12 protein-coding genes are annotated in these 17,434 nt (G+C 55.9%); 7 read left to right on the top strand and 5 right to left on the bottom strand.

Features of this window, described 5'->3' with window-relative positions; all coding sequences use genetic code 11:
* Positions 1–238: 238 nt before the first annotated feature.
* The 5 genes from IZU87_RS16185 to IZU87_RS16205 all read right to left on the bottom strand — a co-directional run bounded on the left by IZU87_RS16185 (position 239) and on the right by IZU87_RS16205 (position 8,816).
* Positions 239–829, bottom strand: coding sequence for an ankyrin repeat domain-containing protein (locus IZU87_RS16185; protein ID WP_213115203.1), 591 nt, complete (start codon positions 827–829; stop codon positions 239–241).
* A gap of 171 nt (positions 830–1,000) precedes the next feature.
* The gene (locus tag IZU87_RS16190) at positions 1,001–2,539 is read right to left on the bottom strand and encodes a catalase (protein ID WP_283248926.1); all 1,539 of its coding nucleotides are present in this window, start codon (positions 2,537–2,539) and stop codon (positions 1,001–1,003) included.
* A gap of 694 nt (positions 2,540–3,233) precedes the next feature.
* Positions 3,234–4,841 (bottom strand): BCCT family transporter, encoded by a 1,608-nt coding sequence (locus IZU87_RS16195; RefSeq protein WP_213115204.1) that lies wholly within the window; start codon positions 4,839–4,841, stop codon positions 3,234–3,236.
* Positions 4,842–5,433: 592 nt separating this feature from the next.
* On the bottom strand, positions 5,434–7,224 hold the full coding sequence (locus IZU87_RS16200; protein ID WP_213115205.1) for a GMC family oxidoreductase: 1,791 nt from the start codon (positions 7,222–7,224) through the stop codon (positions 5,434–5,436).
* 74 nt (positions 7,225–7,298) lie between these two features.
* On the bottom strand, positions 7,299–8,816 hold the full coding sequence (locus IZU87_RS16205; protein ID WP_213115206.1) for a CoA-acylating methylmalonate-semialdehyde dehydrogenase: 1,518 nt from the start codon (positions 8,814–8,816) through the stop codon (positions 7,299–7,301).
* 454 nt (positions 8,817–9,270) lie between these two features.
* On the opposite strand from IZU87_RS16205, the gene IZU87_RS16210 reads away from it, so the two are divergent.
* The 7 genes from IZU87_RS16210 to IZU87_RS16240 all read left to right on the top strand — a co-directional run bounded on the left by IZU87_RS16210 (position 9,271) and on the right by IZU87_RS16240 (position 17,341).
* Positions 9,271–10,167, top strand: coding sequence for a LysR family transcriptional regulator (locus tag IZU87_RS16210; protein WP_024952721.1), 897 nt, complete (start codon positions 9,271–9,273; stop codon positions 10,165–10,167).
* Between the two features lie 280 nt (positions 10,168–10,447).
* Positions 10,448–10,816: a PH domain-containing protein gene (locus IZU87_RS16215; protein WP_024952722.1), complete on the top strand. Its 369-nt coding sequence runs from the start codon at positions 10,448–10,450 to the stop codon at positions 10,814–10,816.
* A gap of 86 nt (positions 10,817–10,902) precedes the next feature.
* Positions 10,903–11,220 (top strand): hypothetical protein, encoded by a 318-nt coding sequence (locus tag IZU87_RS16220; RefSeq protein WP_213115207.1) that lies wholly within the window; start codon positions 10,903–10,905, stop codon positions 11,218–11,220.
* Between the two features lie 120 nt (positions 11,221–11,340).
* The gene (locus tag IZU87_RS16225; RefSeq protein ID WP_156941181.1) at positions 11,341–11,517 is read left to right on the top strand and encodes a hypothetical protein; all 177 of its coding nucleotides are present in this window, start codon (positions 11,341–11,343) and stop codon (positions 11,515–11,517) included.
* A 116-nt stretch (positions 11,518–11,633) separates the two neighbouring features.
* Positions 11,634–12,197: a plasmid pRiA4b ORF-3 family protein gene (locus IZU87_RS16230; protein WP_213115208.1), complete on the top strand. Its 564-nt coding sequence runs from the start codon at positions 11,634–11,636 to the stop codon at positions 12,195–12,197.
* 913 nt (positions 12,198–13,110) lie between these two features.
* On the top strand, positions 13,111–14,322 hold the full coding sequence (locus IZU87_RS16235; protein WP_213115209.1) for a Hint domain-containing protein: 1,212 nt from the start codon (positions 13,111–13,113) through the stop codon (positions 14,320–14,322).
* 151 nt (positions 14,323–14,473) lie between these two features.
* Positions 14,474–17,341, top strand: coding sequence for a glycosyltransferase (locus tag IZU87_RS16240; protein WP_213115210.1), 2,868 nt, complete (start codon positions 14,474–14,476; stop codon positions 17,339–17,341).
* Positions 17,342–17,434: the final 93 nt, after the last annotated feature.

A 17,434-nucleotide genomic window follows, 5' to 3' on the forward strand; every position in this document is an offset into this window, starting at 1 on the left:
TGGCTTTCATGATGTCACTTCTCGTCTTTTGCGTTGGGTTGGGTTGGTCAGATCTGCAAGACTTGCACTTTACTGAACGTCAGATTGATAGAGCTCAAGATTGATGGAACGTGAAATCGATAGAACGTCGGGTTGGTGGCGCCAAGGGCCTGTGAGCCAAGGGCCTGTGAGCCAAGCGCGTTGTCAGCCGATAGATTCCCCGAACAGGCTTCACCGGCACCCTTGGTCACGCCTGACCTCACATATTGAACTTCACCAATGTCACGATACGTGACAGGCCCTGGGCCGCCGCCAATGACTGCGCAGTATTGCCACGCGCATCTTGGATCGAGGGGTCGGCACCTGCCTGCAGCAACAGCTTGATGATGTCTTCATTGCCGAACAGAGACGCCATCATCAGCGCCGTCTGGCCACTGTAATTGCGATGATTCACATCACAGTCGGTATTGGCGATCAGCCATCTGGCTGTCTCGTCAAAGCCGCGAAATGCCACGCCCATGAAGGCATTGCTGCCCTTCTCATCGAGTGCACAGGCGTCAGCTCCGGCAGACTTCAGCAGCGCCAGGGTGTCGGTATGCCCGTAGTAGGCCGCGAGAATGAAAGGGGTATAGCTGCGGGAATTGGTGACCGAGAGATCACCGCCCTGCTGAACATATTTCCGAATCGCGGCATTGTCGCCGTCGCGTGCGGCGTCAAAGATATCGATGTCGCCAGCCGCGACAGCCTGCCCTGCCATCACCATCATCAGCAGACTGGCCAACACCGCCAGCCATCTTCTGCCCAGGCCGTGTTGCTGCCCGCTGGGGTCTGTGGCTCGCATCGTATGCATCTTGCGCTCCTCTCTGGTCTTTCGCTCGTGTTGAGCTCGTGTTGCGGCCGGCAGAGGAGCGCAAGCTCCCCTGCCGGGTGAAACAGGTCCGGGACTTCCGGGCAGCGGTTGATCGCGATCGCATCACGCTTTTCTTCATACGCTTTGCTTTCAGCCGCTGCCTCAGATGTCTCAGTCCTCGATCAGCTCTTCAACGTCATCCATGTCGACGTCTGCCACCTCGGCCAGACGCTCACCGTATTCGTGGTCGGCCTGGTAGAAGTGGCTGACCATGATCTCGCGGATCTCCTCGTTCTTGACCTTGCCCAGGTCAGTCCCCAGCGCCTGGGTCAGAGCGTCCTGATCCTGCTCGGAGAAGGAGCGATACAGCTCACCGGCCTGAGCGAAGTTCTGCTGCTTGCCGATCGGCTGCTGCTGGGTGGTGCCATTCAGGGTGTAGCGCTTGTACTCGTACTGGCTGTCATCCACCAGCGAGTCGGCGTTGCGGCTCGGCTGATAGTTGATGGAGCCGGAACGCGGCTTGGAGTAACCCGCGCCGTCCTGATGGTTGTTGTGCACCTCATTCTTGGGCGCATTCACCGGCAGCTGCATGAAGTTGGCCCCCAGGCGATAACGCTGGGCATCGGCGTAGGCGAACAGACGCCCCTGCAGCATGCGGTCTTCGGACGGCTCGACACCCGGCACCAGGTTGGCCGGCGACATGGCCGCCTGCTCGGTTTCCTGGAAGAAGTTGTCCGGCGTACGATTCAGCGTCAGCTCACCGACCTTGCGGGCAGGAATCAGGTCTTCCGGCCACAACTTGGTGGTATCGAGCGGATTGAAATCGAAGCTGTTCAGCTGGCTGGGATCCAGGGTCTGGATATAGAGATCCCAGACCGGGTCATCGCCGGCATCCAGATGGGTGTAGAGGTCATCGGTCAGATGGTTGAAGTCAGTGGACTGCACCTTGGCGGCTTCTTGCGGCGTCATGCCGTGGTTGCCCTGACGCGACTTCCAGGTGAACTTCACGTACTTCCAGTCGCCTTCGGCATTGACGAACTTGAAGGCATGCACGCCAGAACCATCCATCTCACGCAGGCTGGTCGGAATCCCCAGCGGCGAGTAGAGGTAGGTCAGCATGTTGGTGCTTTCGGGGATATGGCTGAAGAAATCGAAGTAGCGATTCGGGTCCTGCAGGTTGGTACGCGGGTCCGGCTTCAGCGCATGGATCATGTCCGGGAACTTCATCGCATCGCGGATGAAGAACACCGGGAAGTTGATGCCCACGATGTCCCAGTTGCCCTGCTCGGTGTAGAACTTGACGGCGAAGCCACGCGGGTCACGCAGGGTTTCCGGCGAGCCCTTGCTGTTGATCACGCTGGAGAAGCGCACGAAGACCGGCGTCACCTGGCCCTTGTCCTGGAAAGGTGCCGCGACGGTCAGGTCGGTGAGGTCCGCGGTGGCACGGAACTCACCGTAGGCACCGGTACCGCGAGCGTGGACGACACGCTCCGGAATGCGCTCGCGCTCGAAGTGCGCCAGCTTCTCCAGCAGGTGGTGGTCCTGCAGGAGTGTCGGGCCGTTCGGGCCGGCGGTCAGGGAATTCTGGTTGTTGCCTACCGGCGCACCATTGGAGCGAGTCATCACTTCCTGCTGCGCCAGACTGCTGGCAGAAAGGCCCAGCGCCATCACGGCCGTCAGGGTCTTCATGGGAAAACGTACGTTCAGCATCTCGCAAATTCCTCGTTAAATCAGGGAGTAACGGGGCGAGGAGTATTGGCGAGAGGCTCCCATAGCAAAAATAAATAAAAGCCAACCAGGGAATAGCGAAAACCTAACGTGTTGCAATATAAGCACCAGTTGATTCATCCCGCCAACGAGGAACCCGAGGTGGCGTCCGGCACGACGTGCACAACTTACTGCATGTTCATGCATACAGGTGTCGAGCTGCTGCGGTTTTCAGGTCAGATACAAACTCCTACCTCATAAATCGCCCAGCAAGAGACCGCCAACCCAAGGCCTGAGGGCCAGACGTTCAGGCCAGGATTGTTGCGTCCTGTCATCCAATCCGAGCGGCTCTGGATACTCGATGCTGGCCGTCGCCCACCACGAATACACACGGATGAAGCCCCACCATCCGCCCACTCCCCTTTTTGCCTTGTCGTCCGCTGCCGTCCGCCTGCTTGAGAGCCTACTGTTGAGCACCTCTTGCCAAGCGCTATAGGACTTGATCGTCCCTGGCTGGAATAACCGAGAGAAATGAACGAGAGACGTGGCCGAGCGAAGGGCTGGGCATGGTAGGCCTGAGCCTGGACAAACCTGCGCCTTGTCAGGCGTTTCCATACGCCAGAAACGACAAGAGCCCCTCATGTTGAGGGGCCCTTGTCGTTAGGTTTTGCGCCGTCTCTTTCAGCGCATAGCGCGGTTACGCCTGGCGATTCGTCTTCTTCGGCTTGCGATGGAAGGCCGGCATGTCATCGATGACCAGTACCGGATTCAGCTCTTCCTTGGGGAAGTCATTCTTGAGCCAGCGCAGCATCGAGAGCGCCAGAATCAGCATCACCGGAATCATCGGCAGCGCCACCACGATGGTCGAGGTCTGCACCGTCTGCAGGCCACCCAACTGGATCAGCGCGACCCCGACGGCCGCAATCAGGAAGGCCCAGATCAAGCGGAACGAGCGCTTGGGCTCCTGATACCCGGACAGCTTGCGTGAGGCCACCAAGGCCAACACGTAGGCCGAGCTGTCCAGCGTGGTCGCCAGGAAGATGAAGCACAGCAGGATGAAGGCCACCGTGACCAGCTTGGCATACGGCAGGGTCTGCAGAATGCCTTCCGCCGCCAGCGGGATACCGCCGCTGTCCAGCAGCGCCTTGATGTCCAGCGCGCCGCTGATCTGCAGATCCAGCGCGTAACCGCCCCACACCGCGAAGAATACCCAGGTTCCCAGCGAGCCGAACACCAGCTCCGCGATGATCAGCTCACGAATGGTACGGCCGCGCGAGATACGCGCCACGAACAGACCCACCATCGGCGCGTAGGCGATCCACCAGGCCCAGTAGAAGACGGTCCAGTCCTTCCAGAAGGTGGAATCCCCCGCCGGGTCGGTCCACAGGCTCATCGGGATGAAGTTGCCCAGGGTCTTGCCGAGGCTGTTGACGAAGCCTTCGACCATGAACTGCGAGTCACCGACGATGAAGGTGAAGGCCAGCAGGAAGATCGCCAGGATCACGTTGACGTCGGAGAGAATCTTGATGCCCTTGGCCAGGCCGAACCAGACACTGGCGGAGAACATCGCCGTCCAGATGCACAGCACCGCGACTTCCAGCCCGAAGTTAGCTTCCATGCCGAGGATGCCACTGACCAGCTGAGATACCAGCGGTACCGCCAGCCCCAGCGAGGTGCCGACGCCGCCGACGATCCCGAACACGACGATGGAATCCAGCAACACGCCCCAGGCGCCATCCGCATGACGGCCCAGTACGCCGCGCGAGGCGACGGACAGACGCACGCCATCACGCTTCTTGACGTACATGGAGTAGGCGATCGGCAGGCCCGGCAGGCAATAGAAGGCCCATGGCGTCAGCCCCCAGTGGAACTGACCGAAGGCCAGCGCCCACTCCGCGGCCTCACGACTCTTGGCCGCCACGTGATAGGCCGGCGAGGTGTAGTAGTAGATCGGCTCGACCCACGCCCAGTTGACGATCGCGATCCCCATCCCGCAGGTGAAGATCATCGCCACCCAGCTGAAGTAGGAGAAATCGGGCGTGTCCTCTGCCCCGCCCAGGCGGACGTTGCCGTAGCGGCTGAAGGCCAGCCAGATGAGGAATCCGACGACGCTCAGGCCGGCCACCAGATACAGCCAGCCGAACTTGCCGGTGGCGAAGGAGAAAGCGGCATTGATCAGCGCGGTGCTGGCATCCGGGAACAGGATGACCGGGCCGATGAAGGCCAGGATGACCAATACGGCGGGGATGAAGACACGCGGGTCCAGATGATCGCCATCACTGGCGGGGGGAACTGCTTCTTGCACGACTACCACCTTAGTGAGAAAGCCCGAGCAAGAGGGGCGAGACGTCGCTCTTGCTCGGGCAGTTCGCTGTATTCAATAATTTTTCGTAATGAAAAGAGCGCGGCATTATACATTTTTTATTCCACGCGCATTATACTTTCCCGGCAACCGCGAAAAGCATGAATCGCGACACGGTATTTTCTCATGCAAACATGAATTTCATTCATTAATCTCGCACTGCGCACTTCACATCCTCGCGCCCCCTCGTACCTTCTTAACGCCTTCCTCGACCAAGTTTCCGCCAGACGCGAACAGGCCGCCGACACGTCAATGTCGGCGGCCTGTGGGTCTCAAGCGCTCATGAGCGGCGACTGTCACGCAGAAGCCAGCACCTGACGCGGCAGTCTTTCCGCTCCTTGCTTCGCGAGGGTCTCGCCAGCCGATGCGCCAACGTCACACGCAGAAGCCTCGACGTTCACCTCGTGTCATAAGACGCTCAGCGCTTGAGCACTTCTCATGCTCTGGAAGCTACCCCCTGCAGGCTCAGGGTCAGACAAGCCGGCCTTGAGCGATCAGCACTGGCTGACGCATTGGGGACATGCAGGGCCTCGTATCAGTCTCCTCCGACAGCTGACTCCAGAATCCATCCAGCGGCTTTCTCCGCGATCATCAGGGTCGGCGAGTTGGTATTGCCGCTGACGATGGTCGGCATGATGCCGGCATCTGCCACCCGCAACCCCTGGATGCCGCGCACACGCAGACGGCTGTCGACCACCGCCATCGGGTCATCAGCGCGCCCCATCCGCGTGGTGCCCACCGGATGGAAGATGGTGGTGCCGATATCGCCGGCGAGCCTGGCGAGCTCTTCATCAGTCTGGTACTCGACCCCCGGCTTGATCTCCTCGGGCTTGTAGCGCGCAAAGGCTGGCTGGGAGGCGATACGCCGCGTGACCCGCAGGGAATCGGCCGCGACCTTGCGGTCTTCATCGGTGCTCAGATAGTTGGGCGCGATCGCTGGGGCCTGACGCGGGTCGGCGCTCTGCAGACGCACCGTGCCACGGCTAGTGGGGTTGAGATTGCAGACACTCGCGGTGATCGCCGGGAAGGGATGCAACGGCTGCCCGAAGGCCTCGAGGCTCAGCGGCTGGACGTGATACTGGATATTGGGGTGGGCGTAGTCATCGCTGCTGCGCGTGAAGGCCCCCAGCTGCGACGGCGCCATGCTCATCGGCCCGGAACGCTTGAACAGGTACTGCATGCCGATGCCCATCTTGCCCAGCAAGGTGCTGGCCATGGCGTTCAGGGTCTTGGCATTGGTGACCTTGTAGACTGAACGGATCTGCAGGTGGTCCTGCAGGTTCTCGCCGACGCCGGGCAGGTCCTTCACTACCTCGACGCCATGTTCCTCCAGCAATGCCCTGGGCCCAACGCCCGAAACCTGCAGCAGATGTGGCGAGCCGATGGCGCCGGCACACAGCACGACCTCACGCTTCGCCGAGAGGTTGATGACCTTGCCATCACGCACGACCTGTATCCCCGTGCAGCGCAGATCGGAGGCTTGCTTCGCTGCGTCCGTCGCCCCTGTGCCAGCCCGTGTTTCAGCCCCCATGCCCTGCTCGCCGCCCGCAAATAGCAGACGATTGACCTGGGTGGAATGCCACAGGGTCAGGTTGCTGCGCTTGAGCGCCGGGCGCAGGAAGGCCTTGGCCGTGTTCCAGCGCCAACCCGCCCGCTGGTTGACCTCGAAATAGGCCACCCCTTCATTGCTGCCACGGTTGAAGTCCTTGGTGCGCGGAATGCCGGCCTGCTCGGCCGCAATGGCGAAGTCATCCAGTATTTCCCAATTGAGTCGTTGACGCTCGACGCGCCATTCCCCGCCGTGACCGTGGAAATCATGCTGCCCAGGATCACTGCTGGCGCCGTCATCCAGTAGCGCGTGATCCTCGTGACGCATGAAGTCAGCCAGACACTGCTCCCAACGCCACTCGTCGTCGCCGGACACCTCGGCCCAGTGATCGTAATCCCGCGCCTGGCCGCGCATGTAGATCATGCCGTTGATGCTGGAACAGCCGCCCAGCGTCTTGCCGCGCGGATAGATCAGCGAACGGCCGTTGAGTCCCTTGTCCGGCTCGGTGCGGAACATCCAGTCGGTGCGCGGGTTGTTGATGCAGTACAGATAGCCCACCGGAATGTGAATCCAGTGATAGTTGTCACGTCCGCCCGCCTCGACCAGCAACACGCGGTGGTCAGGGTTGGCGCTGAGACGATTGGCCATCAGGCAGCCGGCGGAACCGGCGCCCACGATGATGTAATCGAATTCAGAGAGATCGTCGCCCGGTTTGGCGGGGCGAGCGTCCTGCTCGCCCTCCGGGGATCGATGCGGGTTGTTCTTGTTGTCTGACATGACGCGTCCCTCTCCAGACAGCTGGCGTATGCTGGTAGGTAACCAGAATGCAGATGACCGCAGTCGCGAGCGACTTACTTGGCCGTCGGCATGGCGAACTCGGCACCGGCATCGATGGAATCCGACCAGCGCTGCATGATGGACTTCTGCTTGGTGTAGAAACGCACCCCTTCTTCTCCGTAGGCGTGGGTATCCCCGAATAGGGAGCTCTTCCAGCCACCGAAACCGTGCCAGGCCATCGGGACCGGAATCGGCACGTTGATGCCGACCATACCCACCTGAATGCGGCGCCCGAATTCCCGCGCGACACTGCCGCTCTCGGTGAAGCAACTCACGCCGTTGCCGAATTCGTGCTCGTTGATCAGCTGGATGGCGGTCGCGACGTCCGGCACACGGACACAGGCCAGGACCGGGCCGAAGATCTCTTCCTTGTAGATGGTCATGTCCGGCGTGACGTGATCGAACAGCGTGCCGCCCATCCAGAAGCCTTCAGTGCTGTCGCCGCCGATGTCGTTGCCGGTGAACTCACGCCCGTCGACGATCATCTCGGCGCCTTCCGCGACACCCTTTTCGATGTAACCGCAGATACGCTCATGCGCCTGACGGGTGACGATCGGGCCCATCTCGGCGTCCAGATTCATGCCGTCCTTGATCTTGAGCTCGCGGGCACGCTCGGCCAGACGCGGCACCAGGGTGTCCGCCACATCGCCCACCATTACCGCGACACTGATGGCCATGCAGCGCTCGCCGGCGGAGCCGTAGGCCGCGCCGATCAGGGCATCCACCGCCTTGTCGAGATTGGCGTCCGGCATCACCACCATGTGGTTCTTGGCGCCCCCCAGTGCTTGGATGCGCTTGCCGTGACGTGCTCCGCGCTCATAGATCAGGTTGGCGATCGGGGTCGAGCCCACGAAGGACAGGGCGCGCACCTTGGGATGATCGATCAGCGCCTCGACGGAATCCTTGTCGCCCTGCACCACGTTGAAGACGCCATCCGGCAGACCCGCCTGCTTGAGCAGGTCCGCCATCATCAGCGAGGCACTGGGGTCCAGCGGGCTCGGCTTGAGCACGAAGCTGTTGCCTGCCGCGATGGCAACCGGGAACATCCACATCGGCACCATCACCGGGAAGTTGAACGGCGTGATGCCAGCGACGACGCCCAGCGGCTGGCGCATCGTCCAGTTGTCGATGCCGGTACTGACCTGGTCGGTGAAATCCCCCTTGAGCAGCTGCGGGATACCGCAGGCGAATTCGACGATATCGATGCCGCGTGCCACTTCGCCCTGGGCGTCGGTGAATACCTTGCCGTGCTCGCGGGTGATCGCCTCCGCCAGCTCGTCCTTGTGCTCGTTGAGCAATGCGAGGAACTTGAACATCACTCGGGCACGGCGAATCGGCGGCGTGTCGGCCCAGGCCGGGAAAGCGGCGTTGGCAGCAGCCACGGCGGCATCGACATCACTGTTACGGGCCAGCGCGACCTGACCGGTCACCTTGCCGGTGGCCGGATTGAAGACATCCTGAGTGACGCTGGAGTCGCCTCGAGTCACCTGGCCGTTGATGAAATGCTGGATAGCGTTGGCTGCTGTCGTCATGGTGCTGATCTCCGCTGGCGGTGTTTTATAGGAATAAGCCTGTGTCATGCACATGTCTGGCGCTGAAGGTCCTTCGCCTGGTCTATGACGAACGAGGACATGCCATCAGCAAGTGTTCATGAAATTACGCCGCCACGCGCAGGGTGCAATTGAGTAATTCTTGGGTGAGATATAACGATTGCTGATATCCGGTTTCGCTCAGACATTTCTCCACTTCCCTCGAGAACCAGAGCAACAGTTAAGCGCTTATAATCAATCAGTTACAATGAATAAAAAGGAAGAGATTTCGACAGCGACAGGCGCTTCGATCACGAGGCCTGTCCCGGGTGAACACGGCTTACCGCGACTAATGGCCAATAGGTGGCAGAGAACGCATTCAGGCCACAATGCGTGATGCAGGGCCAGCAGCACGTGTCTCGCCGGCCAGAAAATGCCAAACACAGGGATGTCACTGATGCAGGATCTGTCCCGACTCAACGCCTTTGTCACCGTGGCGCGCACCGGCAGCGTGTCGCGAGCGGCGCAGGCGTTGCACCTCACCCAGCCCGCGATCAGCCTCAAGCTCAAGCAATTGCAGGAAGGCCTGGGATTGAGCCTGTTCGAGCGTCACCCCCATGGCCTGTTGTTGACGGCCGACGGCCAAGCCTTGCTGCCCAGTGCCGAGAAGACCTTGGCCAGCGCACGTGGCTTCGAGCAGGCCGCCGCGGCACTGCACAGCACAGTGCGCGGCAAGCTGCGCATCGGCACCATCGTCGACCCGGAATTCATTCGTCTGGGCAGCTTGCTGCGCCATCTTCTGGAACGCGCACCCAATCTGGAAACGGAACTCCATCACGGCATGAGCGGCTGCGTCCTCAAGGCGCTGCGCCAGAATGAACTGGAAATCGGCTTCTACCTCGCTCCCCCCGGAGAAGGCCCACGCGATGACTCCCTCTGTTATCGCGAGCTGGCATTCTTCGACTATTTCATTCTCGCCCCCAGCGGCTGGTCAGCGCGCCTGACGGACACTGACTGGCCTTCCCTGGCCGCCCTGCCGTGGATCGTGACGCCGGAAAACTCCGTTCACTCACGCCTGCTGGCGCATGCCATGCGTGACAGTCAGTGCACACCCCACCGCGTCGCGCAGGTGGATCAGGAAGTCTGCATGCTGGACCTGGTGCGCGCCGGCGTCGGGCTGACACTGGCTCGCGATGTACTGGCGCTGGCCGAGCGCCAGGAACGAGGCCTCAATATCGTGCCGGATACCCGCCTGCCCTGTGCCTTGAGTGTGGTGTGGCGTCACGACAAGCAACACGAGCCCTGTGTAGAAGCCGCTCTGCAAAGTCTCGAAGAGGTCTGGCCGTCCGAGTGAAGGAAGGTGGCCTCCCGAGATCGGACAGCAAGCGTCATGCTGACCAGAGAGGCCGGCGTGCATTCCGCGTTCTCCCTTCTTGCACTGCCATGCAGCACACTTGATCGCCTCGGAGCTCTGGTGTCAGGGCGCGGGGCTACTCCGTTGGCGCGGGATGGATTATGCTAGTCCTGATACTGAAAAAAGCCGCATGTCCCGCCAGAGGCCGAGGGAAGGCTCCTACTCATGCGCTAGCGAAGTATCCCCAGATGGCAGCACTGTCGAATCACAAGGTAATACAATGATAGATTTCAATAATAAAGGCTTTTTTAAACTCAAACAGAACGATGAATATGCCGAACGCGTCAATGACCTGCTGATCGAGGGCGAAGAAATCATTTCAGCCTATAAATCAATGCGTGACGGGGTCGTGTTTACCAACAAGCGTATTATCGCTGTCAATGTTCAAGGCTTGACCGGCAGCAAGAAAGATTTCACCTCGCTCCCCTACAAGAAGATTGAAACCTATTCCATCGAAACTTCCGGCACCTTTGATCTTGATTCAGAGCTCACGATCTATTTCTCGGCACTCGGTACGGTGAGATTTGAATTTACCGGCAAGACACGCCTTACCGAAATCTCGCAAGTCATCACCACCTATGTGTGTTGACTCCCTGCTGCTTCAGATGTGAATTCCTTTGATCAAACGGGGTTACCCAGATGAGTGACATGTCAGTCGACCAATTCGAAGAAAGCATGAAACGCGAACTCGACAAGTTCGTGCGTAGTACCAACAGAACCGCCAGCTCAACCTCCCGAGAGACCGCTCCTCGCGCGCGTCCTGAAGCACCCCGCGCCAGAGAAACCACCACGCCTCTCAAGGGGCTCAGAGTGACACTGGGCGTCAAGAACAAGCGGCTGGCATGGGAAGAGCCCTTCACGGTGCAGACTGACAGCATCTCCAAGGTTCAAGCCAAAATTCAGGCAGAGAAAGCGGCGCGCAAGGCCGGCTGGAAGATCATCAGCCATGTGATCGACTGGAATGACACCGAACGAGCTCCCGACGCTCGCTGACGACGCGCCAGCCGCTGACATCGGTTGTTCCGCTAGTTCATATCGATATTACCGAAAGGCAATTCTGTAGCACGCGGCATAGTCTCTGTAGACACATTCATTGTCTGGAGGGGGATATCGATGAAATACTTTGATGCATTATTCTCGTTGATCGCCGCGGTACTGGTCTCTGCACTACTCCCTTTTGAAGTGGAACAAGGCAATCGTTCTACCCCACAAGCACCGCATGAACGCTCTATTCTGGTGATAGAGGGATTGCTGAAGGAGAGTGAGGACAACGCATCGGTTGATACGTGAGTCACCATCACTGGATCATCGTGATAGCGAGTCGACTTGCGGCGTAAACGGACAATCCGGTCAATCGCCCGGATATTAACACGCTCATGCGCAGCGACTTCACTCGAGGAGGCCGAATGGCGGACATTCAACTACGTATTGAATTGATGGACACGGATCCCCTGGTCTGGCGTCGAGTCGTCGTGCCAGAAACGATCAATCTGCACCGACTACACGAGCTTATCCAGGACGTGATGGGGTGGGAGGAGCAACACCTCTACGAGTTTGAGTGTGACGGCCGCTACTACGCTGAACCCGACGACTTCAGCGAACGCCCCATTACCATGTCGCGAAATGCCAAGCTGAAGACCCTGGTGAATCGGGCCAAGGGGAATGACTTCCATTATCTCTATGATTTTGGCGATGACTGGAAACATCGCATTGTCATCGAAGCAACAGAGGTAGAGGCAGTATCCCCCTGTCCAAGATGGCTGGATGGTGCCATGGCGTGCCCGCCAGAGGATATCGGCGGTGTGCAGGGGTATGCTGCCCTGAAAGCCGCCAGTGCCGGCGAGCAGGATCCTCATGGTCACGAGCTACTTCAGATGCTGGGGGAAGACTTCTCGCCGGAGGCACTGGACGAGGAGGCCATTGAAGAGCACCTCATCCCCTTCCAGGCGGGCTTCAATCGCATGGCATGACTCAAGAGACAATAGCGGCCCTTATTGAAGGTGGGCTGCCAAAACAACCACTTGGCTGGGTAGTGGCACTCCCGCCTCCCCTGCCCCAGCGGGACTCTCTGATAGGACCTCTTGCACGGCCCGCGCTGTTCATGGGGGCTGTCAATGCGTGAGCAATTACGGCGACTCACTGCGTGAACACTCACTGGTTCGCCCATGCCTCACTCATCCCTCTCGTCAACTCTTGCCCCTTGCGCACGCAAGTTGGCAGGGCAGCCTCACCTGTCGGCATACAGCCCAGAAAACGTCCTTGAGCATGCTTCGCGTTTTAAAGGTGATGGCATTTACCGACAACGCGGGCGATCGCTCTCTGTACCGTGTTTCGCTCACCGAGGCCCACATGAGCGCCTCACGCTGCCCCTCTACTTCTGCATGGCCGAATCCGGCGTTTTTCCTGGTTGGCATTGTCGTTGATTCCTGACAAGGCCTCGAATCCCCAGGGCGAAGAAACGACGCAATCCTCTGCCTCGTGATACTCGGCTACGTGTCACATCGCATCATCAAGTAAAGGCAAGCCATAAGACTTTAGCCTTAAATTTATTTTATCCGGTAATTTAACGATACTAAAGATTATTTATCGTTAAATCATTGAAACCGTTGTCAGAATGGAGTCTTTCTGTATTTTAGAACTCTCCTAACCTCTTGCCCGGCATAGGAAAAAAGGAATTTATTCCGTTCAGAGTACTACTTTCTTCCCCATTGCGATTGAAATTGACATGTTCTTGCGCATACTCTTAGTTACACGAGGGCGGAGACCTTCGGCAACAATATATGGTTAAACGAAAAAATAACGCTTATTGCCCCGCACACCTCGGCATTGGCTGTCGCGGTGAGCAGACACAACAGTGAAACCGTAACGCAAAGGAACATCGCGATGGCAGTGCTCAATCTGAATCTTGCTGGTACTCACACAGAAGTCATTGATACTCCAAACGATGGTGTCAATATTAACGCGCTGGGCTCCTCTGAGCTGGTGTCCGACGGTGTTGAAACCAATGTGCTCAGCATCGTAGGGGTAGAAGTTGGCGCCCAGCCGACCTTCACGGCGACTAACGGTGGCCAGCTCAATATCGGCCAGGGCCTGCTGAAGGTCAGCGCCCTCAGCAATGTCACTTACAACGTTGATGGTGCAAGCGGCATCAGCGTCGATGCTTCCAGAATCTCTGTTCTATCTGGGCTCAGCTCCTACGATGTGAACTTCACCGGAGAAGGCGCTGGTAACTTCACTTACGACGCTTCAGATGTCAGCCTTCTGGACACCACCACACTGAATGTCACAGGTCTCGGAACCGGCGACACGCTGAGCATCGCTAATGATACTTGGCAGCTGGATGACAGCCTGTTCAAAAATGCTTATCGAAAGGACGCCCTGCATATCACCAACTCAGGTAATGGGGTGTTAGGCGAAGGGGACGTCGTCGCCAATATCCCCATGACAGAAGCGGAAGCTCAGGCATACATTGATGATCCAAGCCTGCTAAACGGTGAAAACGGCTTCACCCTGGTTTGCTTCGCTGAAGGCACCATGATTGCCACACCGGACGGTGAAGTCGCTGTTGAAGATCTGGCCATCGGCGATATGGTTGTGACCGCCGAAGGCAACACTGTGGCCGTCAAGTGGGTGGGTCGTCAGACAGTCCGCCCGGCAAAGGCGCAAGACAAGTTCCAGGCTATTCGCTTCCAAGAAAACGCTATTGCTCCAGGGCTGCCGAACCAGGATCTGACAGTTACTGCCAGTCACGGCATGATCATCGATGGCTTGGTCATCAACGCCGGCGCACTCGTCAATGGCTCAACGATCACCACCGTTGAAGCGAGTGAACTTCCCAAGGAAGTCACCTACTATCACATCGAGACAGAAAATCACGAAGTAATTCTGGCGAATGGTGCTGCCGCAGAGACCTACATCGACTACGTCGATCGTAAGGCCTTCGAAAACTATGATGAGTACCTGTCACTGTACGGCATGGACACAACCATCACTGAAATGAAGCGTCCGCGCATTTCTGCACGCCGCTTGCTGCCACTGGCCATTCGTGAGCGTTTTGGTATTCAGGAGCCGCAACTGGCGATCCAAGCCGCCTGATAAGCTCCGCCAGAGCATAAGGTAGTTCACCTACACCTGCGTGACAGAATCAATCTGTTGCGCGGGTGTTTTTGTGTTCATGGCTTGCTAATATGTTCTACCTAAGAGTACGTCAACTCTCCACTCAGACCTCAACAAGGTAATGACAACATTGTCCGTACATGACGATCGCTCACAAAATCAAAGCCAACCCTCGTTTGACCAAATTCAACAGGCGATCGCCAATAGTCATTATGAACAAGCGGCACAGTTGCTCGCACCGAGATTAGAAGCACCGACTCCCTGTGCACGTACTTGGCAGTACTGGGTACAACTTGCCTATCGACAAAATGACTTGGTGGAAGCCAGTCATCGTGTTGTGCAAGCTGTCTCAGACCACCCCTATCATCGCCCCATACATGAGCTCTACGGGCGTATTCAAAAGGCACAAGGGAACGATGTAAAAGCTAGAGTCATCGTAGATAAAGCGCTTATCCAATGGCCGATGGCACCAGATCTTTTGTGTCTCAAGCTTGACCTATTACGGGGCAGTGAACTCAAAACAGTAGGCTTAGAATTCGTCAGCAACACAAGAAAAAATACAGATCCTCATCCCGCAATACAGATGGCAATAGCGCGCTGGTACCAATCCTATGGTAGATTCGATGCTGCTTATTCTGTTGTCATTTCTCTTTTGACTCACCAGCCAACTCATACTAATGCCATTGCCCTAGGCAAAACCCTGGCCGTTCATATCGCACAGTATGCGATTAATAAGCGTCAGCTTGAAAAAGCGGATAAAGTGCTCACGGATGCCATTACCTATAATATCTTCAACCCTGTCATCTGGAAATTATGGGTACAAGTGGCACTAGAATTAGACTTAATAGAGCTTGCCTCTGAACGAGTTACAAGAGCACACACACGTAGGCCAAATGACCCAGAACTACAGGTTCTGAGAGTTAGAATCCTTATGGCGCTGGGAGAATTTTCTCGAGCACTCTTATTAGTCGAAGAAGAGTTGAAAAAACATCATTTACATGCGGGACTATGTTGTGCGAAATTAGATTTACTGCGTATGATCAATCTTAAGTCACCTGCTTTCTCACTACTTCGCATGCTATACGATGCGAAGACAGTGCATCCCAGTGTGATGTTGGCAATTGCGCGATTTTATCAAGCCAATAACCGAATCGAAGCTGCAATAAGTGTATTGCAAGCATTGCTCGCACAACACACAGACCATCTTAACGGCAGGAAGCTCTGGTTATCATTGATAGCCAATTTTAAAAAAGATGAATACCCTTCTCATCTTATTAATACATATCAGGTAATCAAGGAAAAAAATAACGCTTCTCAGCAAGATATACAAATACTTTTACACGCAATATCACTGATAGATACCACACAAGCCGCCTCACAGGTAAGACGGAACAACTATCACAGCATTATTCAGTTTATTCTTGGTCAAATACAGTATCTGAATGAGAAGGAGAAACTGAAATTACTATTTAATGCTGAAAAACTGACAGTAAAAAAAGAAGTATCTTTAACATGTGATGCCATATTTTCACATGGACCGAAAGACAAAGATGTCATACTAACACTGTTTCAAAAAACTATTTCCTCGCAAGTATATCATTCGCTTTCCGCATTAAAAGAAAGGTTAACTAAGCATCTAACACAAAAAGCAAAAAATGACGTAAATGTCGAATTTACACTGTGCACAGATGGGCCGCACGCCGCCCTCTCTATCTACCGCTCTGTCCGTCAGTCGAAGCGAAATTTACTAGAAGCACGTAGACTATGTCATCTACTAAAAATCACCCATGTCCATGGACTTGGACAACGCTATATTCGGCAATGTCGTCTACGCTGGCCGCAAGATTTTACACTTAAGTCCTTGCATGCGTTAATGCTACTCAATTCGGGCCAGCCCCAAAGAGCGCTTGAGATATTGCATGGTAATATTCCTGTCGCAAAAAAAATAGCTGCAGCAAATCTACGTGCTCAGTGCTGGTTGGAAATAGGGGATAGTCAAGAAGCGCAAAAAGAGCTGGACACAAGTGGTGTAGGAAATACAGTACAGCTATTAATGACGCGGCTCCGTCTGCTTATCATGCTAGGGCGCTCTGAAGAAGCTCATAATCTTATTGAAAAAGCCAGGCGGTCTGGGATACAACACGAGGTAACGTCCGAACACTTTTCTGTGTCCATGATAGGGGTTCATCTCAACGATTTATGCCTATATCAAGCGGAAAAAAGTGCTTTGAACTTGTCGCATGAATCTGCTGATCTTGTTTCCCGTTATAATTTTGCCGCCTCGAAGGTCGTAGCAACACATACTATAGACACTACTTCTGTCTCTCAAACGGATGGTCATCGTATTCCACGTCGCATAGTCCAGTACTGGGATACCCCTACCCCTCCTCAATCCATAACGGATACGATGGCGACTTGGGAAAATCTTGCTGATATCGAATATGAGCGATTTGATAGTCGTAAAGCGAGATACTTTTTAAAGACTACTTTTGGCCAGTCTTATGAAAAAGCATTTTTATTGGCCAATAATCCTGCTGAAGGGGCTGACTTTTTCCGTCTTTGCTATCTAAGACATTATGGAGGGCTATATATTGATGCCGATGATCGCTTCCACGCTAACGTGGATAGTCTATTCCCGGAAGGAACTGACTTGCTTTGTTTTAGAGAGAACTTTGGTGCATTAGCCAATAATGTGATATCCGCGACCCCTCAACACCCTGCTATTATATATGCCAGTGAAATGGCATTATCTTCATTACTCGCACGAGATAATGAAAGCACTTGGAGCAAAACGGGACCAGGACTGCTTACACGAGCCATTGCCACATACCTGATAACTCAAGGCAATCAAGAACAAAAATCAAGTCTAAAAATACAGCCAATCTACCAACTACGCCGAACAGTGCATATACATATGGAGCTGCCTCATAAAAAAACACAGTCATATTGGAATGCGAACACAATAAATCGTTTCGACATACGGAAACTAATACTTTAGAATTTACGATAATACATTTATTTCGATGCTATGTTAAATAATCGATTGGTTCGTGCTTTCATTCAAGCCTTCATGGATAAAATAAAAATCACT

It is taken from the genome of Cobetia sp. MC34 (genome assembly GCF_018340035.1).
GTDB lineage: Bacteria > Pseudomonadota > Gammaproteobacteria > Pseudomonadales > Halomonadaceae > Cobetia > Cobetia amphilecti.

Bases quoted from the DNA above. Each gene is read 5' to 3' on its own strand.
- IZU87_RS16205 (WP_213115206.1), bottom strand. From the start codon at position 8,816: ATGACGACAGCAGCCAACGCTATCCAGCATTTCATCAACGGCCAGGTG.
- IZU87_RS16225 (WP_156941181.1), top strand. From the start codon at position 11,341: ATGAAATACTTTGATGCATTATTCTCGTTGATCGCCGCGGTACTGGTC.
- IZU87_RS16190 (WP_283248926.1), bottom strand. From the start codon at position 2,539: ATGCTGAACGTACGTTTTCCCATGAAGACCCTGACGGCCGTGATGGCG.
- IZU87_RS16210 (WP_024952721.1), top strand. From the start codon at position 9,271: ATGCAGGATCTGTCCCGACTCAACGCCTTTGTCACCGTGGCGCGCACC.
- IZU87_RS16230 (WP_213115208.1), top strand. From the start codon at position 11,634: ATGGCGGACATTCAACTACGTATTGAATTGATGGACACGGATCCCCTG.
- IZU87_RS16185 (WP_213115203.1), bottom strand. From the start codon at position 829: ATGCATACGATGCGAGCCACAGACCCCAGCGGGCAGCAACACGGCCTG.
- IZU87_RS16200 (WP_213115205.1), bottom strand. From the start codon at position 7,224: ATGTCAGACAACAAGAACAACCCGCATCGATCCCCGGAGGGCGAGCAG.
- IZU87_RS16235 (WP_213115209.1), top strand. From the start codon at position 13,111: ATGGCAGTGCTCAATCTGAATCTTGCTGGTACTCACACAGAAGTCATT.
- IZU87_RS16215 (WP_024952722.1), top strand. From the start codon at position 10,448: ATGATAGATTTCAATAATAAAGGCTTTTTTAAACTCAAACAGAACGAT.
- IZU87_RS16220 (WP_213115207.1), top strand. From the start codon at position 10,903: ATGAAACGCGAACTCGACAAGTTCGTGCGTAGTACCAACAGAACCGCC.